Annotated in this window: 19 protein-coding genes, 1 tRNA gene and 1 CRISPR repeat array; of the genes, 4 read left to right on the forward strand and 16 right to left on the reverse strand. The window is 44.8% G+C overall.

The genetic code is table 11. The annotated features are described in order from the left end of the window. Positions 1-66: 66 nt before the first annotated feature. Positions 67-807, forward strand: a complete 741-nt coding sequence (locus tag VST71_08570) for a DUF481 domain-containing protein (protein ID MEC4685767.1) — start codon at positions 67-69, stop codon at positions 805-807. Between the two features lie 22 nt (positions 808-829). On the opposite strand, the gene VST71_08575 is transcribed toward VST71_08570, so the two are convergent. The 6 genes from VST71_08575 to aroB all read right to left on the reverse strand — a co-directional run bounded on the left by VST71_08575 (position 830) and on the right by aroB (position 6,351). Then, a complete protein-coding gene (locus VST71_08575) occupies positions 830-1,813 on the reverse strand; it encodes a hypothetical protein (protein ID MEC4685768.1) in 984 nt (327 codons plus the stop codon). Between the two features lie 60 nt (positions 1,814-1,873). Further along, positions 1,874-2,770 carry an ADP-ribosylglycohydrolase family protein gene (locus VST71_08580; GenBank protein ID MEC4685769.1) on the reverse strand — a complete coding sequence of 299 codons (897 nt, stop codon included), beginning with the start codon at positions 2,768-2,770 and terminating at the stop codon, positions 1,874-1,876. Between the two features lie 23 nt (positions 2,771-2,793). Further along, on the reverse strand, positions 2,794-3,309 hold the full coding sequence (locus VST71_08585; GenBank protein ID MEC4685770.1) for a GNAT family N-acetyltransferase: 516 nt from the start codon (positions 3,307-3,309) through the stop codon (positions 2,794-2,796). Further along, the gene (locus tag VST71_08590) at positions 3,287-3,583 is read right to left on the reverse strand and encodes a DUF1778 domain-containing protein (protein MEC4685771.1); all 297 of its coding nucleotides are present in this window, start codon (positions 3,581-3,583) and stop codon (positions 3,287-3,289) included. Before VST71_08590 ends, VST71_08585 begins: the two co-directional genes overlap by 23 nt. Positions 3,584-3,701: 118 nt before the next feature. Next, entirely contained in the window at positions 3,702-5,186 is a 1,485-nt protein-coding gene (locus VST71_08595; protein ID MEC4685772.1) for a cobyric acid synthase, read from the reverse strand. A gap of 85 nt (positions 5,187-5,271) precedes the next feature. Then, entirely contained in the window at positions 5,272-6,351 is a 1,080-nt protein-coding gene (gene aroB / locus VST71_08600) for a 3-dehydroquinate synthase (protein MEC4685773.1), read from the reverse strand. 98 nt (positions 6,352-6,449) lie between these two features. On the opposite strand from aroB, the gene hisF reads away from it, so the two are divergent. The 3 genes from hisF to VST71_08615 all read left to right on the forward strand — a co-directional run bounded on the left by hisF (position 6,450) and on the right by VST71_08615 (position 9,767). Next, entirely contained in the window at positions 6,450-7,295 is an 846-nt protein-coding gene (gene hisF, locus VST71_08605) for an imidazole glycerol phosphate synthase subunit HisF (GenBank protein MEC4685774.1), read from the forward strand. Positions 7,296-7,362: 67 nt separating this feature from the next. Continuing rightward, the gene (tkt, locus tag VST71_08610) at positions 7,363-9,357 is read left to right on the forward strand and encodes a transketolase (GenBank protein ID MEC4685775.1); all 1,995 of its coding nucleotides are present in this window, start codon (positions 7,363-7,365) and stop codon (positions 9,355-9,357) included. 11 nt (positions 9,358-9,368) lie between these two features. After that, positions 9,369-9,767, forward strand: coding sequence for a hypothetical protein (locus VST71_08615; protein ID MEC4685776.1), 399 nt, complete (start codon positions 9,369-9,371; stop codon positions 9,765-9,767). 112 nt (positions 9,768-9,879) lie between these two features. Here the strand turns inward: VST71_08615 and VST71_08620 are convergent, their stop codons facing one another. From VST71_08620 to VST71_08665, 10 genes are all read right to left on the reverse strand, one after another. Next, positions 9,880-10,164 (reverse strand): HU family DNA-binding protein, encoded by a 285-nt coding sequence (locus VST71_08620; protein MEC4685777.1) that lies wholly within the window; start codon positions 10,162-10,164, stop codon positions 9,880-9,882. Positions 10,165-10,297: 133 nt separating this feature from the next. After that, positions 10,298-10,372: transfer RNA gene (locus tag VST71_08625), tRNA-Val, on the reverse strand. 166 nt (positions 10,373-10,538) lie between these two features. After that, positions 10,539-11,147 carry a sulfurtransferase-like selenium metabolism protein YedF gene (gene yedF / locus VST71_08630; GenBank protein ID MEC4685778.1) on the reverse strand — a complete coding sequence of 203 codons (609 nt, stop codon included), beginning with the start codon at positions 11,145-11,147 and terminating at the stop codon, positions 10,539-10,541. Positions 11,148-11,177: 30 nt separating this feature from the next. After that, positions 11,178-13,868: a UPF0182 family protein gene (locus VST71_08635; GenBank protein ID MEC4685779.1), complete on the reverse strand. Its 2,691-nt coding sequence runs from the start codon at positions 13,866-13,868 to the stop codon at positions 11,178-11,180. A 188-nt stretch (positions 13,869-14,056) separates the two neighbouring features. Continuing rightward, positions 14,057-14,413 carry a cupin domain-containing protein gene (locus tag VST71_08640; protein ID MEC4685780.1) on the reverse strand — a complete coding sequence of 119 codons (357 nt, stop codon included), beginning with the start codon at positions 14,411-14,413 and terminating at the stop codon, positions 14,057-14,059. A 109-nt stretch (positions 14,414-14,522) separates the two neighbouring features. Further along, positions 14,523-14,723 (reverse strand): DUF2283 domain-containing protein, encoded by a 201-nt coding sequence (locus VST71_08645; GenBank protein ID MEC4685781.1) that lies wholly within the window; start codon positions 14,721-14,723, stop codon positions 14,523-14,525. A 143-nt stretch (positions 14,724-14,866) separates the two neighbouring features. Continuing rightward, a complete protein-coding gene (locus tag VST71_08650) occupies positions 14,867-15,067 on the reverse strand; it encodes a type II toxin-antitoxin system Phd/YefM family antitoxin (protein MEC4685782.1) in 201 nt (66 codons plus the stop codon). A 466-nt stretch (positions 15,068-15,533) separates the two neighbouring features. Further along, positions 15,534-16,737: direct repeats of the CRISPR family, unit length 35 nt; unit sequence GTTTCAGTTGCCTCTTAACATCGGCTCTTTTGAAC. A gap of 200 nt (positions 16,738-16,937) precedes the next feature. Further along, positions 16,938-17,903 (reverse strand): CRISPR system precrRNA processing endoribonuclease RAMP protein Cas6, encoded by a 966-nt coding sequence (cas6, locus tag VST71_08655; protein MEC4685783.1) that lies wholly within the window; start codon positions 17,901-17,903, stop codon positions 16,938-16,940. Further along, positions 17,887-20,088, reverse strand: a complete 2,202-nt coding sequence (locus VST71_08660) for a hypothetical protein (GenBank protein MEC4685784.1) — start codon at positions 20,086-20,088, stop codon at positions 17,887-17,889. Before VST71_08660 ends, cas6 begins: the two co-directional genes overlap by 17 nt. Next, positions 20,066-22,003 carry a TIGR03986 family CRISPR-associated RAMP protein gene (locus VST71_08665; protein ID MEC4685785.1) on the reverse strand — a complete coding sequence of 646 codons (1,938 nt, stop codon included), beginning with the start codon at positions 22,001-22,003 and terminating at the stop codon, positions 20,066-20,068. Before VST71_08665 ends, VST71_08660 begins: the two co-directional genes overlap by 23 nt. Position 22,004: the final 1 nt, after the last annotated feature.

The raw sequence follows: 22,004 nt of genomic DNA on the forward strand, positions 1-22,004 counted from the left end.
TTGCTCAAGTTTAGGTTATAATATTCGGCAAACAACGACCTGAATAAAGTATTCCGGAGACACATAATGAAAAAAACCATCTTCATCTTCATTATATTAGCCTGCCTTGTCATACCCATATCTTCAAAAGCCGGCACAGAGGAGCAGGAAAGTAAAATAAAGACACGGACCGAGTTATCTTTTGTGCAGACATCCGGCAATACAGACACTCAGACATTCTCTATAAAATCAGAGGCAAAAAAAGAGGGTATCAAGAACAGATACTTTTTGACTGCAAATGCACTGTATGCAAAAGAGGACGGCAGGGAAACCTCGAATAAATTATCAATAGACGGCAGGTGGGAACGGGTGCTCTCGGAAAGATTATTCGGCCTCCTGACATCAGGTTTTTCAATGGATAAATTCTCGGGTTATGAATACAGGTTATACGGCGGGCCGGGTCTGGGTTATGACCTTATAAAGACCGACCGGCACGTGCTGCAGTCACTCCTCTCTCTCATATACAGTTATGATGAGTTTTCAGTAGGGGATGTGAGCTCTGACAGCTACATGACAGGAAAGCTTACTGTCAAATATGAGTGGAAAATACTTGAAAACCTGAAACTCAAGGAAAAGCTGGATTATTCCGTCTCATTCAAGGATACGGATAACTTCTTTATAGATTCGGCAACCTCTGTAGAGGCAAAGATCAACCGCGCACTCTCGCTTGGTCTCAGTTACGTTGTAAACTATCAAAACCTGCTGCCCTCCCCGGAAATTCAACATACTGACACAACATTCCTGACCACCCTGATTATTGATTTTTAGCGCATAAAGGAGAGGCCTTTGCCTAATATTTCCCGATAATAGCTTCGAGTTTCAGCGCTATCCCCGGAATCGATGAAAATCCCTCATTCCTTGGGAAGGAGACCCGGGGGGAGACCTCATAGAATATCCAGTTTCGCCATATCCTCTGGCGGTACCTCATCTGCAGTACAGTCTCTTCCAGCCTGTTGTTCGGCCGCGTCTGAAAATCGTTGATCCATTCATAGCTGAGTACGCGCCGGGAACTCAGGTACTGGAAAAAATACATATTCAGGTTATAAAAAAAGCCGTCCCTGTGTTCAAACCATGACCCGTCAGCAGTGGTGCGGAAAAAGAACCTGTTGGAGACAGGCCTTTCCAGGTCGATAAGGGTCCTGGTTTCAAGGCCTTCATCAGCAAGCCATTTCAGGGACTGTGTGAACCGGAAGATCCACGCATCAAGTTTGACCTGATGCCTGTAACGGCCTTCTGCATAAAAGACGGGCGTAACACGGCTGAACCGCAATCCGATATTTGCCGAGATGTTACGCCTCAAAGTCTCTTTTAATTTGTACTGAAGAGATAGAAGCAGGTTTTGTTTGTCGGTGCTCTCGAACTTCTCCCTCCTGTCCTCTGTTGGCGTGTTATCCGGGCTGAGGGAATTATCCGGCTCTCCCGAAATCATAAGGTTCAGCCTTTGTTGCAATTTTGGAAGGGAGAGCCTGAAGTTGGTCTTGATATCAAAGGCAGGTTTTGCTCCTTCTTCCACAAGGGAGTAAAGTTTGATCCTTAATCGTGTCCTGTTCTCTTCGGCAACCGTTCTGTCATTATCAAAGAATGAATCGAGCCAGTCTGCAATGCCGAGGATATCTTCCGACAAATTCCTGTGATACCGGTCTATTATGGTGTCGCCTTCAGATGTAGCCTCAGGGAGTTCAGGTCCTTCTGAGCCCCCTGTTTGTGCGCTGGCTTCTGAAAGGATTAGTTGATTAACGACCGGAAAGCCGGTCCCGAACGGGATAAGGACCATGATTACAGTCACCGCACAGATGGTTGCAACAGAAATGCATCTCCTGCCCGAAGAATACAACTAAAAAAGCCCCTTCTGAGAAGACATAGCGGTCTCCCATATCCTCATTCCGAGCCCTTCCATATAATCCCGGTTTTCAAGATTCTCTTTCCACTCAGGGGGAATACTGTCAATCCCCCACCAGGCACCGGCAATTGCCCCGGTCATGGCCCCGATAGTATCCGTATCTCCTCCAAGGCTTACTGCATAAATCAGTGCCTCTTTAAAACTGGAGTTGGCCAAAAAGGAAAAGATGGCCGTGGGCACTGAATTGAATGCCTCAATGCCGTTTCCCAGCTCTCTCACCACCTGTTCCCTGTCCTCCAATTTATCCAGTAATTCTTTCAGAGCATCCATCTTCTTCCTGTAAATATCAACCCTTGTAAATTCCTTTAATTTTTCAGGAAAATCCCGTTCCTCCCTTATGGCCAGACTCACGGCATAGGCCTGAAGTGCCGCCCCCTCCATCCCAAGGGGATGGCTGTGTGTGATCCGGCTTGATTGACAGGATATCTCCCTCAGTTTTTCAGGGTCGTTATAATAAAACAAGCCGACAGGTGCTACCCTCATGGCTGATCCATTTCCAAAGGATCCCCCGTCATATAATTCCCTGTCCGGATTCTCATCCCATTTACGGCCTGATTTTATCATCTCAAATATCCTCGGAGGACCAGCCCCATAGCCGCGCAGGGGCTCCCTCTCAAAACTGCTCACAAAGAGCCGTGCCATGTGCGCTCCGTCAAAGCCGTTACACTCGATCAGCGATTCAGCCACTGCAATCATCATTGCAGTATCGTCGGTATACACCGGACCGGGTTCTGTTACTTCCTTAAAACCATAAGTCCCTTCCCTCTGTGCACCGAGTGAGTCTCCAATGGCTGAACCGATCAGGCTGCCGATAAATTTTGAAGGTCCCAATTTCTTATCCCTCCATTTACGCATCATACATGCCCAAGAACTGTATCGTAGGCTTTACGGAGAGTTGCAAGTGGCAGGAAAAGCTCTAACGGCCTGTCAGGCAGTGGTATGAAACCGAATTGCTCGTAATACGCTTTTGCATCATTATTCTTTGCATCTACAAAGAACCCGATAATTCCCACGTTGCTGGAAACATTGATGATCCGTTCTATTGCATTAACCAGCATATGCATTCCCAATCCCTGACGCTGTCGTTCTTTGGCTACAGCAAGGCGGGCAAGCTTGGCTGCCGGAGCCTTATGAGGATATTTTTTTACATACTCGCGAGGAAGCTTTTCAACGAAAACTTCACAAAAAGCTAATGTAAAAAATCCTGTTATTTCAGTTGGCACTGCATCATCGACGAGGACAAATGTTCTGGAGATTCCTTTGTTGAGATGCTGGCGGGCTATATTCTTTAAATATTGGTTTAATTCAGGAACACCGCAGTCAAAATCTGACCTGTTGTGCTCTTTGCTAAGCGTTTTTATTCTTAGCATCAGGGAATGACTTTTTATACGATTTTACAGCACTCTTTAACCTGCGATTGGGCTTTGGCGGGTTCTCAACAGCATCAAGGAATACACTTGCGGAGCGCTTAGACATTCTGATAACCCGTTCTTTTTCAATAATCTCTTCTGCTTTCTCAAGTGCTGACTGTACAAGAAACTGGTTCAGCGTAGCACCCGTAAACTCGGCAGCTTGAGTTAGCGTTTCATACACATTGGCCGGTATCCGCGCTGAAACCCTTTCACTTTTTTTACATACCGACATTTTAACTCCTTTCTGTCTCACACATAATAGTATGCAAACTACCATATTTAGCTTAACATTATGGAGCCAAAATGGCAACAACCTGTCGGTATGTCTATCGAAGATAAGGAAAAAAAACTCAGGAAACAAGTCTCTTTATAAACTCTATATCGAGATTCTCCCTGAGCAAATCCGCCCAGCGGTCAAGGGCCTTATCCCGGAGGGCCGCATACTCAATAACCGTATCAAGGGGTTCAAAACCCTTTCTGATTCTCAGGCCGTTTATAAGTGATCTCCTGAAGGAGTCATTGTCAAATATACCGTGAATATATGTGCCCCACACATCACCGTTTGATGCCCCGTCAGGGATGATCCGGCCTTCACCCCGGGTTATCCTGAAGAGCCCGGAAGTCACAGGGGTCCTGCCCACATGGATCTCATACCCTCTCAGTCCTTTGAGCCCCTTGTCAATAAGGGGAATGCCAACACCCTCTGCCATCACCTGAAAGGTGCTCTTCTCCGTATCAAGCACTGTCTCGGTATCAAGAAAACAGAGCCCTCTAACCTCCTGCTCGGCACTCTCAACCCCGTAGGGGTCCCTGATAACCCTGCCAAGCATCTGATATCCGCCGCATATGCCTATCAGCGGGATCTCTTTTGATACAGCATTTCTGAGGAGGTCTTCAATGCCTGATTCTCTCAGGTAAAGCAGGTCCCTGACAGTATTTTTTGAACCCGGAATGATTACAAGGTCGGAGTTAAGGATATCCTCCTCTCTCAGACTGTATTGCAGCTCCACGTCAGGCTCATAGAGAAACGGGTCAAAGTCGGTAAAGTTTGATATATACCTCAACCTCAGTACCGTTATCCTTATGGGCCTTACCCCGGCAGACGGCCTGATTCTCTCAATGGCAAGGCCATCTTCCTCGTGAAGACCGAGGTCTCCAACATAGGGAAGCACACCTATCACAGGCACACCGGTCTTTTCTTCAATCAATCTGTTGCCGGGCGTGAGGATATCCATGTCTCCCCTGAATTTGTTTATTATAAAGGCCTTGATATAGTCTGCATCACCGTCAAGAAGTGCAACTGTGCCGTAAAGGGAGGCAAAAACTCCCCCCCTGTCAATATCACCAACAAGGATTACCGGAGAGCCGGTATGCCTTGCCACTGCCATATTTACAATCTCCTCCTTCACAAGATTAATCTCTGCAGGGCTCCCGGCACCCTCGATCACAATAAGCTCATATTCCCTGCTCATCCGCTCCCAGGCATCCCTCACAGCCTCCCACGCCACTTTCCTGAATTTGTAATAATCTATTGCCTTCATGGTGGAGTGCACCTTGCCAAGGAGTATAACCTGTGCACCTGACTCACCTGTAGCCTTAAGCAGGATGGGATTCATATAAACAGACGGCTCCACACCTGCGGCCTCTGCCTGTAGTACCTGTGCCCTGCCTATCTCACCACCCTCTTTTGTAACAAAGGAGTTGAGGGCCATGTTCTGCGACTTAAAGGGCGCCACCTTTATCCCCATATCCCTGAATATGCGGCAAAGCCCTGCCACAATAAAGCTCTTCCCAACACCGGAGCCCGTCCCCTGTATCATCAATGACCTGCTCATATTCATTACTCCATCACTCTTTTTTCATCTTTCATCCTGTTCATCCTGTCTAAAATTTTCTCCCTGCCAATCTGCTACAAAAAATCTATCTTCCGATAACATCCCTAATAGCACCCTCTTCCACCCCGGTCTCTATCCTCACCCTGCCGATATCCTCGGGCAGTACAAACCTGAGCCGGCCAGCAACTGTTTTTTTATCTATCGCCATTGCCGCAAGCATCGGTGCAGGATCAAGCGTTGTATCTGCAGACACGGGCAACCCGTATGAATCTATCAGGGCCTTTATCTCCGCAGCCTTTCCCTTCTCCAGAAAACCGAGAGCCTCTGACAGCTCAGCCTCGTAAACCATGCCTATTGCCACTGCCTCGCCATGCAGATACCGCCTGTAGCCGGTCACTGTCTCAATGGCATGACCGATGGTATGGCCGTAATTAAGTATGGCCCTCAACCCTTCCTCGCGCTCGTCCCTTGATACCACATCTGCCTTTATCTCACAGGAACGTCCGATTATAAGGGCAAGGCATTCGGGATCAAGAGCCAATATCCTCTCCCTTTCCGTCCTGAGATAATTAAAGAATTCCACATCCCAGATAACGCCGTATTTTATCACCTCAGCCATGCCGGCAAGGAACTCCTTTTTGGGCAGGGTCTTCAGCGTGTCTACATCAATCCATACCAGCCGTGGCTGGTAGAAGGTCCCTATCATATTTTTGCCAAGGTAATGATTAACTCCGGTCTTCCCGCCTACAGAGCTGTCCACCTGAGCAAGGAGGGTTGTGGGGAGCTGCATATATGCAATACCACGCATGTAGGTTGATGCAGCAAACCCGGTTATATCTCCGATTACCCCGCCTCCAAGGGCAAGGATTGCCGATTTCCTGTCAAGCCCCACCTTCAACAGTTCACTCAGGATATGATAAGCCCAGAGAAAATCCTTGTACTCCTCACCATCAGGAATCAGGATGGTAGAGACATCATATCCTTCACTCCTCAGCGAGTTGACCACAACATCACCATAGAGCCCAAATACTTTGGGATTACTCACAAGGGCTGTCTTTGGAGAGAACTCATATTTCCTGAACTTCTCACCAATCCTCTCAAGTATCCCGCTGCCTATGGAAATTCCGTAGCTCCTCTCATCAAGCTCAACCCTTATCTCCTTCATCCTCTCTCCTCTGTCCGCATTGATAAAATCAAGTCTTTGTTCTGGATTTTAGCCCTAATCTGTCCATTTTTTCAACTAGACTGTTATAATACTCAACTATGCTTGCAAAAAGGATTATACCATGCCTTGACGTAAGAGACGGCCGCGTGGTAAAGGGTGTAAATTTTGTAAACATCCGTGATGCCGGCGACCCTGTTGAAAACGCCTTGTACTATGATGAACAGGGAGCGGACGAGCTGGTCTTCCTCGACATCACGGCCTCACACGAAAAACGTAATATCATCCTTGACGTGGTTGAGAAGACGGCTAACGATGTCTTCATGCCTCTGACAGTCGGAGGTGGAATAAGGAACCTCGACGATATACGCGACCTGCTGAACGCAGGTTGCGACAAAGTCGCAATAAATACCACCGCAATCAGAAATCCCGGCTTTATCAGGGAGGCATCCGAAAAGTTCGGCAGTCAATGCATAGTGGTCGCTATAGATGCCAGGAGATGCAGCAGGGCATCAGGAGAACCTCCGGACTGGCTGTTGCAGAACGAATCCCTCGAATTCCTGAATCTCAAATCGTCAATCGTCAAACGCCAATCCCCCATCTGGGAGGTCTACACACACGGTGGAAGGAAACCGAGGGGGCTTGATGCTGTCAGATGGGCTCAATATATGGAAGAGCTTGGCGCTGGAGAGATATTGCTCACCTCAATGGACAGGGACGGGACAAAGGACGGCTATGACATAGAACTCACAAGTACTGTAGCTGAGGCAGTGGGCATACCTGTTATTGCATCCGGCGGAGCAGGAAACCTTGAACACCTCTACGAGGCCCTGACCGATGGCAAGGCAGACGCTGTGCTCGCTGCATCCATATTCCATTACAGGGAATACACTATAAGGGAAGCAAAGGAATATTTAAGATCAAAGGGCGTGGTTGTAAGGCTATGAGTTTTCTAAAAATAGCAACTATTCAGAATATTACAAGAAATTTTTACCCCCCTGGAGGAAAGAAAGAATGAATATTGATGAACTCTGTATTAACACTATCCGCTTTCTTGCGGTGGATGCGGTTGAAAAGGCACAGTCCGGTCATCCGGGCATGCCAATGGGTGATGCTGCAATGGCATATGTCCTCTGGAGCAAGGCCCTCAAGCATAATCCGAAAAACCCTCAGTGGTCCAACAGGGACAGGTTTGTACTTTCGGCAGGACACGGTTCCATACTCCTTTACAGTCTCCTCTACCTGAGTGGTTATCCTCTTGGGCTTAAAGACATAAAGAACTTCCGCCAGTGGGGGAGCAAGACACCCGGACACCCCGAATATGACCCGAAGACCGGAATAGAGACAACCACTGGTCCGCTTGGCCAGGGCTTTGCCACCGGTGTCGGTATGGCAATTGCCGAAAGATATCTGCGGGAATATTTCAATAAACCGGGCTTCCCGATTGTTGACTACAATATCTACTCAATCTGCAGTGACGGCGACCTCATGGAGGGAGTCTCCTCAGAAGCGGCCTCACTTGCAGGACACCTGAAACTGGGAAAACTCGTCTATCTGTACTCGGACAACAGGATTACCATTGAGGGATCCACCGACCTCTCTTTTTCTGAAAATGTGACGGCCCGCTTCAAGGCCTACGGCTGGCATGTCCAGCGGGTTGACGGCAATGACCTGAAAGGGGTTGAAACCGCCCTCAGTGAGGCAAAAAGAGAAGAAGACAAACCCTCACTCATCATTGCAAGGACGCATATCGCCTTCGGCAGCCCCAACATGGAGGGCACTTCCGAATCACATGGCGCTCCGCTTGGAAAGGAAGAGGTACGGCTGACAAGGATGAATGCCAACTGGCCGCTGAGCCCGAAATTCATGGTTCCGCAAAAGGCACTGAAACACATGCGAAAGGCTGTTGACAGAGGGAAAAAAGCAGAGGGTAAATGGAAGAACCGCTTAAAGGTATACAGGAAAAAATATCCCGGGCTTTATATAAAGTGGAGGGAATTCAACAACGGCATTCTGCCTGACGAATGGGATGCCGGGCTGCCCGAATTTAATCCGGGGGATGGAGCAATAGCCACGCGTTCTGCATCAGGAAAAGTGCTCAATGCACTTGCCGACAGAATGCATAATATCATCGGTGGTTCTGCAGACCTTGCACCCTCCAATAATACATATCTGAAAAAATATGCTGATTTCGGGATAAAGAAAGGCGGCAGGAACCTCCATTTTGGCGTAAGGGAACATGCCATGGCAGCAGCCATGAACGGAATGGCCCTCTCAGGACGCATCATTCCCTATGGCGGAACATTCCTGGTATTTTCAGATTACATGAAGCCGGCAATAAGACTCGCCGCCATGATGAAACTGCATGTCATCTACGTCTTTACCCACGACTCCATCGGTCTTGGAGAAGACGGCCCGACTCATCAGCCGATAGAGCATCTTGCCTCACTAAGGTCGATCCCGAACCTTATAGAGATACGCCCCGCTGATGCCAACGAGGCAAGGGAGGCATGGAAAACAGCCCTCCGGCACAAAGGAGGCCCGGTTGCCCTTATACTTACAAGACAGAAACTGCCTGTAATAGACAGGAAAAAATATGCCCCGGCAGATGGAACAGACAGGGGAGGATATATCATTGCAGATACAAGAGGGACACCGGACCTGATCCTTATGGCCTCAGGCTCTGAGGTTCATCTCGCCCTCTCGGTCTGGGAGAAGCTTAAGAAGGAAGGGAAAAAGGTGAGGGTCGTCAATATGGCATCCCTTAAACTCTTTGACAAACAGCCCAATAAATACAGGGAACGCGTATTGCCCTCAGGATGCGAGAAAAGGCTTGCAATAGAGGCCGGCTGCTCATTGAGCTGGCACAAATATGTTGGATTAAAGGGAGACATCCTCGGGATTGACAGGTTTGGTGCATCTGCACCTCACAATGTGCTGCTTGAAAAGTTTGGCTTCACAGTTGAAAATATCCTTGAAAGGGCCGGGAAACTCCTGAGCTCAGGATAGCGCGTTGTCTCATGATGCAGACTAAAGAACCTCACATTGTCCCTAAACAGATTATCTACGGATTCTTTCTCATTGGTCTGATTTCTGCTGTAGCCTTCAGGTCATTAATAGTATTTCAGCATTTAAATCCCCAATGGGTAAGACCTGTATGGTATACAGGTACGATAGGATACTGCTTCTTCTTCCTCTACCGGTACGGAATCTCAAAGAAGAGGAAAAGGACGGTTGACGGGTTCCGGCTGATAGATAAACTGAAATCCGAGGCCCCTCTGTCGGATGAGGACAGGAAGGTCCTCCTGTACCTGCTCTCTTCCATCAAGGCCTCGCTTGAAGACATTAATTACGCTATCATATTCCTGCTATCCATAGCTGCAATTGTTGCAGATCTGATTCTCAGTGCAATGAGCTGAATAAAGACAAAACAGAAAGGGGCATGCGTGAAAGTTTATCCACTCCATGCCCCTGATTTATAGATTAAAGTAACGTTATGATTATGATTATCTGAAACAGGATGAACTACAGTTACTTCTTCTTACCGCCAACGGTCTCTTTTAACCCCTTACCGGCTTTAAATTTAGGAGCCTTTCTGGCGCGTATCTTTATGCTTTCTCCTGTCCTTGGATTCTTCCCTTTTCTTGCCTTCTGTTTTACAACACTGAAGGTGCCGAACCCGGCAATTGTAACCTTCTGACCCTTTTTGAGTGTTGCGGTTATGGTGCTGAGCATAGCATTTACTGCCTTTGCAGCCTCTGTCTTTGTGGTCTCCAGTGCAACGGACACCTTCTCAATTAATTCGGATTTGTTCATAAATAAACCTCCTTATATTTTAATAATGCTACCATTTTACAGGATTTCTGCATATTAAGGCAAAATTTTTTTGATTTACGCAGGTTTGGAGGATGATATCGGATGGAGCTGACCTGAAATAAGGGTAAAATGATGGTAGGCGATGGTGGTTTCGAACCACCGACCTCTGCCGTGTGAAGGCAGCGCTCTCCCACTGAGCTAATCGCCCACGTTGTACAAAAGATTAAAAAGACTTTTTTGCCGCAGATTTCGCAGATAAACACAGATACATAAATTTTAAAGAACGTATTTAAATATCCTGAACATATGAGGACATCTGCATATATCTGCGGCTAAATAGCTGTTGAAATTATATAGAAATCAGTGGCAGGCTGTCAAATCCAGACTACTTTACCGAAGTCTTTTATTCCCTCTACAATATGATTTGTAGTCCCCCTGTAGCCTGCCTTCAGCTCTGATTCAAGGCCGTAGTGTTTAAGGCATGTGCCGCAGGAAAATATCTCTACCCCCATGGATTCAATATCCCGTATGCTCGGGATTATCTCCTCATTTATCGTGGTGAGTTTCACTCCTGCATTCAGGAAGAAAATCATGTCAGGCAAGTCGCGGGTCACTTTCATCGTCTCAAAAAACCCCTTCATAAGTATCTTTCCGAGCTCCTCGTCCTTGCCGAGGGTATCGGTGCCGATTATCATCAGGATATCCTTTCCGGTTTTCTCCTCTGCCGACTCTTCCTTGCTCACGGTCTCCTCAGGGGTAAAATCGCATACATATCCCTTTGTAATCCTTACAGACCAATATCCGTTTTTCTTTTCGGTCTTTACATGCATGCCATTTTTTCTGGCAAACCTGCCAAGATTGCCCACCGATGCCTCATTATCAACAAGCACCTCAACGGTTCCCTCTTCAATTGTATCAAGCACCTCTTCAGCCATCACAACCGGTTTGGGACATCCAAGTCCCCTGGCATCCACTCTCTTCATCAAGACCTCCCTTTTCTGCAGATACTATATTCAGCGTCCTGATTGCTTTGAAAACTCCCTGAGCAGCTCTTCCGTCTTCTTCAGATATTCACCAAATGCCGACCAATCCTCTTTCCTGAGGGCCTCACGTGCCTTTTCAAGACTCTCAAGGGCTTTTCTGCCGAGTTCCTTCTGCGAAAGCTCTGCTACAACCTTCTCCGGAATCTTCAACTCAGGCAATGAGCCCTTAAAAAGCTTTCTCAGGGCTGCCTCAAGATTGTCCTCCATGACAACCTTATTGCCATAGGCCACTATGACCCGCCTCAACTCCGGCAACCCTACCCTGTCTGTAGCAACCAGGTAGAGCGGCTGGACGTAGATGAGAGACCGCTCTATGGGGATTACGAGGAGACTGCCCCTGATCACATCAGAACCACTCTGTCCCCAAAGAGTAAGTTGTTGAGATATATAGGCGTTCTGGTCGATACGGGCATCCACCTGTCTGGGACCAAAGACCAACCTGTCTCTGGGAAACGTGTATACTACAACCTTTCCATAATTATCTCCATCACTCCTGGCCGCCATCCATGCAGCAAGGTTATCCCGTTTGGACGGGGTAAACGGCAACAGGAGTACAAACTCCTCTTCCTGACCGGCAGGAAGCTTCATTATTATATAGTAAGGTTCCATGGACTTGCCCTTATAGACCGGTATTTCCCAGAGGTCTTCCTTGTTGTAGAAAACCCTTGGATCAGTCATATGAAAGAGTGAAAACATTTTGGCCTGAACCCTCAAAAGACTGCGGGGATAACGGATGTGTTTTCTGAGACCATCAGGCATCTCACTTAAGGGTTTAAAGAGTGTGGGAAAAATCTTTCCGTAAGTACGGGCAATGATATCCGCATCATCATCAACAATATAAAAAGAGGTCGCACCATCATATGCGTCCACCACTACCTTAATGGGGTTGCGTATATAATTTATCCCCTGTTGCAGTGGCTTTGAATACGGGAGCCTGTCAGTGAATGTATAGGCATCTATAATCCAGTACAGCCTTCCTTTTTCAGAAACAACCATATAGGGGTCTGAATCATAGAGGAGAAAGGGTGCAATGGTGTTGACCCTCTCGATTATGTTTCTGTAATAGAGTATCCTGCTCTCCGAGGTTATATCGGTTGAGAGGAATATCTTGAAATTGCCGAAATACGTGGCATACAGCATTCGCTTGATAAAGGATGAGAGCTTGATACCGCCTGAGCCTTCATAAATCGTATAGACATTCCCTTCTGTGGTCGGGTAGCTGAACTCTTTTACCTTTGTCTTTACAATCACGTAATCATTGGGTTTCTCACCATAGTAAATCTCGGGACGTGTCACCTTGACATTGGTTGTTGATACAGGGGGAATGTCCTTTATAAAAAATTCCGGCAAACCCTCTCTTGTTATGCCGCTTACAGGCCCCATGGCAAGCCCTATGCCGTGGGTAAAGACGAGTCTTTCATTTATCCATGACTTCCCGGGCAGGTCCTCATAGGAGAGTTCCCTTGGAGAGAGCATCACCTGTGTGTATTTGCCTTCTATATCGTACCGGTCATTGTCAACATCAACAAACTTGTAGTAAGTCCTTATCTGCTGGAGCTGGCTGTATGTCTTCAGCAGTGGCCCCTCATCCCAGAGGCGTATGTTTCTGATGGTGGAGATATTCCTGTTGATGTCTGTAAATGTAAGCTTCTCACTCACATCAAAAGGTTCTGACTGAATCCTCTCAAGGTCATAGCCGTATCTGGTAAATTTTATATGCTGCTCAATGTAAGGCTTTTCAAGGACAATCTCATTGGGGGAGACCTTAAAATTCTGCAGCAGGGATGGATAGAGACCAATCCCCAGAAAGTAGGCGCCACCAAGAATGGCCAAAGGAAGGATGGCAGCATATTTGGACCTCCTTGTCACACCGACAAAAAACCCAACAGCAGTGGCAAGAGAGACCACAGTGAGCACATTCAACATCAGGAGCCGTGCATTGACATCCGTGTATGAGGCCCCGTAAAGCACACCGTGTTCATTAAAGAGGAGTGCGTACCTGTCAAGATAGAATTTCAGGGCCAGATTGACAATCCAGATGGACACGAGAAGGGATAGGTGTCTCTTGACCCTCCTGTCAATGGTTATCAAACCCTCTATATAGGTAATACCGCCTCTGAGTATATAATTCAGGGCAGTAAAGACAATGCCTGTCAAGAGCAGAATACTCAGAAAACTGTTTATGGAATCAATCAGTGGAAGTCTGAAGAGATAAAAGGAGACATCCCTGCTGAATACAGGGTCTGCCAGACCAGCGGGCTGAGCCCCCATAAACAGAAGCACCTCTTTCCAGTACCCACCTGCAGCAATGACTGCTACCAAAGAGGCAAGAACTGAAAGATACAGACCGAGGTGCTTGATCAGCCTGTTCATATCAAACTTTTTTAAGCCATAGAGCTCTTTCTCAATGCTGTAGATACGGCCCTGGGGAAATTCCTGCCTGTTTGCAATGAATATGTTTATCAAAAGAAACAGGGCTGCAATACCGCCTGCGGCCAGGCCGGTGAATACCTTTGCAAGAAAACTCTTCCTGAATACCGCCTCATATCCAACTTCCTTAAAAAAGAGCCAGTCAGTGTAGAAGCTGAGGGAGGTGAAAAAACTCAGTATCAGGGCAAGCAGGGCTGAGACAAGCACAATGAAGAGGACATTTCTTTTCATAGGCTATATTATAAAGGTGACCCGGCAGTTTAGTCCATCCCGGAAAATCAGAAAGACAATACCCTCCGGAGTTGTTTTTTTCTCAACCCCTCTTTTCTCCGTTTTGATGGTTCAGCAAATGCTGTTTGCAATCCGTTGGAAGGTATTGTTATTCAGGGATTTCAAAAATTCGTTCATTGTACATTTTATCATGATCGATCCGGTTTATTTCCAGCCTTAAATCTATCATTTTGATTGAAAAAGGTTAAGTCCTTGTAACGTGCCTTTATCCTTGCACTATGTGGAATGTCTTCAGGGATAAAATATGTATCACCTCTCCTGTAGATTTGTCTTTCCCCATCTATCGTCAATTCTATCTCTCCATCCAGAACAACTCCCCATTGTGCTTCATGCGAATGCTCGGGTATTTCAATATCTTCTTCAAAGATCATGAAGGCAACCTGGTGATTTGTGCATTGAAGAAGATATGAAGTCAGTCCTTTTGCAGGAATGTCAGCCTGTGGAAGGCTTGTAATGATATCGGGGAAGAAGTCCCTGTTTTGCATTTATCCCCCCCGGACTGTTTTTTATTTAATCACTCTTTTGACTTTATGATTATTTTGTCACGATTCAAGGGCTGGTCCCGGTCAGATAACTGGATTTCGTTAGCGGATATTATACTGTCTCGAATTGAAGGACTTTTAACTGCTCGGGGTTTATTCTGGCACTGAGATTGAGCATTTCAACACCCACTACTTTGCCATCTGCGTTGAAATCCAGAATCACACCTGGCTGGACTTCTTCTGATTCTACGATGGACGACTCATCCAGTCGGAAATAAAGAGCATCGTTTTCTTTGTCAACTTTTAATCTCATTTTTGCCTCCTTGCTCTGCGGTCAAAAAATACTGTAACCACTTTCTTTGGTGAAACACGAGGGTTTACAACTACATGCAGAATTCTCCCCTCATGTTCTGAAATATTTTTGAAGTAATGAGTATTGTTATCTTCCCCCATATGCTATTCTAATCCTGATTCTTTTTTCGCCTCTTTTAAATCAACTGTGGGGGCATTTGCCTCTTCCTGTTTCGTTTTTCTGAGCTCCTTTAAATCTTCATAATCTTCTAATTCTTCTTGTATTTTCATAAACTCTTCATAGGTCAGAACCACAAACTCTTTCTTTCCATCCTTTTCAAGTATTTTAGGTCTTATTGTAATCATCTTCCTCTCCTTACTTATATGCTTCTTTTCTATGACTTATTCTATATATTATTATCTTCTCATCTTCAAGTTCAAACAATACCCTTGACCTACTCTCCCTGCCTTCTCAAGACTGTTTTTTTACCTGCCTTCCACCTTACCTCGTTCCGCTCTTACCCGTAAAAACATGAATGACAAGAACTCTCCCCTCTATCAAGAGGGGATTAAGGGGTGTGTTCCTCTTCTCTTTTCCTTCTATTACCACGGCTCTTATTCAGAAAAACCTGCGTGTCTGTAATATCTACCCCTTAACCAGCTAAAAAACGCTGTTTTTATTTGCCGGGTTAATAAGGTGCAGTGTTCCCGGTGCATCAAGCCTTGTCAGCCGTGGCATTTTTTTCTCCGTGTTGTAGTCGTTTTTTTTGTAATTACGTTCCCCTGACTGCATTACTATAACATAGTTAGTCAACGTAGTCAATAACGTCCCCTAAGTCTTATACGTTAACAGCGGCTCTTTTCAACTTATGTCAATTAAGTTGACTGATGGTGAGTACGGAAATGATGTTTCAGTTGCCTCTTAACAGCGGCTCTTTTCAACCTGGCTACTTTCACGTCGAATCAGTTATTAAGGATGCTGAAGTTTCAGTTGCCTCTTAACAGCGGCTCTTTTCAACAAGCATTGCAGTTGCTCGGAAAAGATAACTGCGTGTTTCAGTTGCCTCTTAACAGCGGCTCTTTTCAACGCGAGGATTGCAGTATCACCTTTGCCAATGGTGGTTTCAGTTGCCTCTTAACAGCGGCTCTTTTCAACACGATTCATCAAGTTTTATGGAATTTCCCGACTGGGAGTTTCAGTTGCCTCTTAACATCGGCTCTTTTGAACACGCGAAAGACGGGGTTAACATTGCGGAAGGAGATTCATGTTTCAGTTGCCTCTTAACATCGGCTCTTTTGAACGATCCGCAATGGCGGAGATGAGCGAAGAAGAAATAGAGTTTCAGTTGCCTCTTAACATCGGCTCTTTTGAACGGTGAAGTCATTGCGGCATTAGGCACGACTGGTTACTCAGTTTCAGTTGCCTCTTAACATCGGCTCTTTTGAACGCAGTTTCCAGCCGTGAGCTAACAGCAGTTGTTCAGGATGTTTCAGTTGCCTCTTAACATCGGCTCTTTTGAACCAATGGAGTCTTGCCTACGGATCCGGAGGAGGCCTTTAGTTTCAGTTGCCTCTTAACATCGGCTCTTTTGAACCCCTCCACCCCGACTGGACTAACTGCGGTCGCTATTTGTTTCAGTTGCCTCTTAACATCGGCTCTTTTGAACTCGTCCCAGAGATGGGAGGTTCCCGGAGGGGAAGCATTCCGTTTCAGTTGCCTCTTAACATCGGCTCTTTTGAACTTAAGAAGGAGCTTGTAACAGCAAAAAGAACTACAGGCAGTTTCAGTTGCCTCTTAACATCGGCTCTTTTGAACGTTCAGTTTCGACTGGGTTGTCCGAGAAGTCAGGGAGGGTTTCAGTTGCCTCTTAACATCGGCTCTTTTGAACAACAGAAGGAGGTTTTATGTCTGACGCGCAAGCTCAAGGTTTCAGTTGCCTCTTAACATCGGCTCTTTTGAACAGTTGAGATCGTGGACTGGTCTAGTGTTAAAATAATCAAGTTTCAGTTGCCTCTTAACATCGGCTCTTTTGAACCCACCCTCTGTAAACCCTTGATACATAAGCCTCTACAGGGCAATTCCCGCCTGTCTAAATTTTCTCTCTCCATTTTCCTCAAAATTGTACCAAAAACAGCCTTAAAGTTGTCAAAGAGCCAGTGTTTGCAACGCCCGCCTGAGAGATTTTATAAAAAACACTCTTTTTCTCTTTAAAATTCCCCTGTTACTCGCCTTCTGTTAAACTCTTACCTTATATTCCTGTTTCTCAGGCGGCAACAAGCGGTATCTTCCGAATCCGCTTGTTGTATGCTGCCCGACTCCGAGCACCTCTCCCATCTTAAGATATGGATAAAACCGGCCTATTTCTCCATTATACCTTATTATCCCTAATTGTCCACCTATTTTCAGGGATTTATGCTGTCTTGAGGAAAATCTGTTAAAATCCCGCCATTCTGTATATGCTTTTGTTTCAATCTTACCGGCCAAGGTTAAAAGGTCCTGTTTTTCGGGTTCGATCCGCTCCTTGTCAAAACTCCTGCCATTGCAGTAAAGGTTGTTAAGGTTTATAATCCTCTTTATTAAAAGTCTGAACAGGGTTTCAAAAGATACCTCTGTATAATAAATACCCTTTTCTTCATCCTTTATTTTTAAGGGGGTTAGGAGTTCAATTGTAAGTTCTTCCATTGATTGAACCTCTGAGTGAAAAAACCCTCTGAAACTCACGGGTTTTCTTACCTCTACATCTTTTATCCTGAATCTTCCTCTTCTTGTTCCGATACCTGTCCTGCCAAGCTCCTCAATAGTTTTAATAAACTTATCCGCATGTCCAGTTGCTTCACCTATCAGAACAATTTCAAGTGACATATCTTCCCCTGAATTATACACCCTTTTTGAATCGAGCTTGGGACGCATTATGTATGGATGGGGTCTGTTTGTAGCAAAGTATAAGAAGTAGAAACAATCTGGTGTAAGGTTACACTGAGTGCACTCGGTCTCCTCCCACCTATAAAAACATGCCAGATTCCTCAGTGCCTCCCCGAATCCGCCACGCCATCTGTCGCCCTTAACCTCGTCAGGGCCGAGATGGATTTTTTCAAGAGGGGAGAGTGTAAATTCAAGTGGTGTTAAAGTAAAACCGCTCAGTGACTGGATTATGTTGGAAGTATTGCATAAATTTAAATCTGCCTTATCCATGGTATTCATAAAAAGGCTGTCCCCCGTTACTCATTTCCTTATATCCTTCTTCCCACCAGTATCTGATCCTGAGCTTGCATTCATTTAATAGGTATTCCTCAATTGCACTATACTCGGATTTCAGTTCATCTTCGATGAATCCTTTCCTTTCATTACCAAGATATTCTTCAGCAATTTCATCGTTTTTGTATAACACAATATTAAATTCAAAATTATCATTACTATTAAAATTTCCTGAAGGGATCACCATTACCCTTTCTACACACTGATGTTTCAGATAGTGCTCATCTTGCTTATGCTTCATGTCTGCCCTGTCTACCAGTTCAGCAGCAGCAAGCCATAGACGGGCAAGGGTCTTATCTCCGTCGTTTTTAGTGTTTTTCAGTGTTTCAAGACATTTAATGCGGAAGTCCATGTATTCATCCTTAAGTTTCATATTTATATAGTCTATATAATTACAGCCTTCTTTTAGCTCATCATCGGTATTGTCTTTTATGGCAATGCATACATGCTTATAAGCCTCAAGGGTTTCTTCTGCTCGTTTGTGTGTGGATTCGTAATCCTTCTTCAGCAATTCAAGGGTTATTTCTACATCCTCTTTAGTGCCCGTCCTGCTGGCCTGATTGTCACATCCGTCAATGAGGCGTATCATGGCCGCAACCTTCATGATGTCAACACCGATATCTTTAAAAGTATTCCTATATTTAATCAAAGGTGGAAAGGTTTCTCCAGTAAAGGGATTGTTAAACTCCTCTTCATCTTCATTGAAAGGCGTGCTCCTTCTATGGTAACGGCATACCGTCATGACGGCGTCATGGAGCTTCTCATCTATCCCTGTTTCTTTTGGATATTCTTTTTTCACCCATCCTATTGTTTTCCCCAGATCGGGATCCTCAAGCCGCCTGGGGGCAAGCAGATGATGATACTTCCGTATTTCGCCGGGAAAGAGAGGGACAAGACCGAACCTATTCATTCCAGTATCCATATAATCAATACTGTGCCCGCAGTCATGCAGAAGGATGGCAGCTATCAGACAGAATCTTTCCTTTATGTTGAGGAATGTGTTATTTTCTGCAAATATAGGGGTGAGAAACATCTCGGCAAATTCAAGAAGGTTGTGGTGATGCCTCCTTGCATGTTCAACCATCTCTGGAATCTTGTCGCCTGTCCAGATGTTGACGCCTGCTTTGTTGATGATACCCTCAAGTATCTCTATGTATTCGGAAGCATTGGAATCATCACACAAGATGATTCTGACTATCTCTTTTGAATAGACCTCGAGAGGCTGTTCTTTTGATTGTTTAATGTATTTTTGTTCAAGTTGCTTTCCAAGTGCGTCGAGGTTATTATCCTTTATAAGCTCCTTTAACTTAGGATCAAGATTCTTTTCCTTGAAGCACGCTATCCCGTGCTCGCAAACCATCTTCAATCTCACGGCATTTCTGTGCCAGAGCTGAAAGTCAACCCCTATAGGGTAGGAAGGGATTTTTATAATTTCCTGTGAACTCTCAAAAAGGTAGCAGATTGTCACCTTTTCCGAGGGATGCAGCATTCCCTGAAGTGTGGTATAAGGCACTATTCCCTTATATCCACCTGTTATATTCAGGTAAATTGTATCTTTATCTGAATATAAGTTAATCAGCTTATAAATAACCTCAAAAAGATTTTTGACACCCTGGTCTCTAAATTGTATGCCCTCAAAGGCATTTATGCCTTCTACAGGACAGATGTCGACTGCTTTGAAGTAGTTGCTAAGTTCAACATGTTTATTTATATAACTTTTTATAACTTCTGCACAGAACATGGAATCGGGTGTGCCTGATGGAAGGAGATAAACCAATTCGGGAAATTCAGGTTGCGTCCTTAATTCATCCCTTTTTCTTATCCATAGATAGCTTAACTCCTGTGGGAGCCTGTCAGTTCCTCTAGGTTGTCTGAGGTCAGGAGGTCTTAAATTGATCTCATCTTCCGGGTTTAACTGAGATAGAAGATCTCGCACTTCATTAATATCATGCTCTGTAGGTGGTTGCCCGTTAATGATTGCTTCCTCAATCTTGTTACACTTGTCATTTAGTTTTTTAACTTTATCTGTCTGGTTGCTTCTTTTATTTCTTAGATAGCCAGTATTCGTTAATAGAGAGGTGCCAACTGTAATGATGTGGATTTCCATATTATCCTTTCTGATGATTCCCACTCTTTATTGCTGCTGGGGTTTTAAGGGGTTCCTCATTATTTTGCAGCCTTTTTGCCCTTTGTTTCATAAAATATTCAAATCCTTTATCAGCGTAAGTTCCAGGCGGATAATATTGAACAGGTGTATCACCTGCAAGGTTTTTCTCGAATATCAAAAGAAGATTTTTTATGAATGGTAACTCTTTAAAGTTGTTGCTTCGATCCTCTCCTTCAGGAGAACCTGTTACCAGCCATGCCTTGAATTTTCTGACATATTCCTGTAAATTGCTTTCTGTTACAGGGTTAGTATCAATAGAGTCAAGTTCTACTTCAGTGCTTTCCATGTCAAACCAGCTCTTTTCAGGTCTTTCAATAACAACAGTTTCAATATTAAACTGAACACTTCCCATTCCTATTCCCTTCCCCATGCCAAGTTTATGTGCAAAGTCTTGTGAAGCCTTAAGAGGATTGTCTGATAATGTCAAACACCAGAGAAGCATACCAAGCTCATATTCATCAAGGGACTCAAACTCAATAGTTCCCTTGAACTCAGCATTTGGTGGTAAAACAGCACAGGTTGAGTTCTGGTTGATATGTGGCTGTGTAGGCTCTTTTTTCCCTTCTTCTGAAAGATGTTCATGTTCGTAGCTTATGTGTGTTTGCCAGTCATCTTTCATTGCTGCAGGGTGGTGAAGATAGAACTTCCTACCTCTTATGGTCCCCGGTATTTTAGCCCACTCTTTTTCGGACTTTGTGTAATAGGCAGCCTTTTCGTTGGGATCGATGTTGTTGTCTTTTGGCTTAAGATAGAAAGGATAATATTTTGGCTTTGGGCTGGCAAGTATCTTCAGTGGTATAAGTATGGTATTTTCAAGCTTTTTATCAGACCACGCCGTCTTAAATCTGACACGGCCAGCTATGCCCTGTTCAGACCCTTCCTTTTCCGGAACCCAACCAAGAAGCCTTGTTGCGGGACAGAGCCGTTCTGGAGTTTTTGGATAAAGGGCAGATCGTGTGGAATGTTTTATTAGATCTTCTACAGAACACTCCTCTACCATTTTATGTGCTAATACTCTTCCAATTGTAGGTTTATCGCATGTCTCTTCATTACTAAAATGAAATCTTTTCATGAAAAATAGTATAGAATGTTTTTTTAACTTCCACTCTGGATATGCCTCTTTATACTGTTTAATCATTCTATTAGAAATGTCGGTTCTCTTTGCAACTTTTGAAAAGTCTAAATCAGCTGTGTTATTCTCTCCATCAAAATGACAGATTATCTTAAACAATTTCGGCTGATCCTCTATTGGTTTAACGGGCCTGTAAAGCAAACCTTTTCCGTATATATCACCTTCTGTTTTATTTCCCTTCTCTATACTTTTACCTTCATTTTCATATTTTAGATAAACAACTTTTCTACCTGATGATCTGAATTCTATTTCAGCACAATATGGTATGTAATTGCTGTCTCCTTCACTCTCTCCACACCAATCTTTATTTACTTTAAAAGCATCGGCCTCCTTAAATTCCCACCCGTTTCCATTGTCTTTTCCTTCCTTTGTAACAACAAGAGGTTCAGCTTGATCAGGTGGCTTTCTAACCGTAGGATATGGATAAGATGATAGTACTCCAAAACTACTATTCGTTGCTGCCTCCACCACATTGCGCACCATTCCCTTTATTGATGTCGGGGGCAGACATAGGCGGTCATTAACATTAAAGAAGTCCATAACTTTATGGGTTTTTTTCTTTTCAGCTTCATTTGCCAGTTGGTAAACTGTGGTTCCTTCAGGGTCAGGAATAAAAAGGGGAGTTAAAGTTTTAAGTCTATATTCTATACGTCCGGATAGCCCATTATATAGATGAGTTGGTTTGAATTTATCCCTCTTTGTTTCATCTTCGCAGGGGACAAAGTTATATGGATAAATGAATTTCATT

The organism is Nitrospirota bacterium (assembly GCA_035873375.1).
Classification (GTDB): Bacteria; Nitrospirota; Thermodesulfovibrionia; order Thermodesulfovibrionales; family JdFR-85; genus BMS3Bbin07.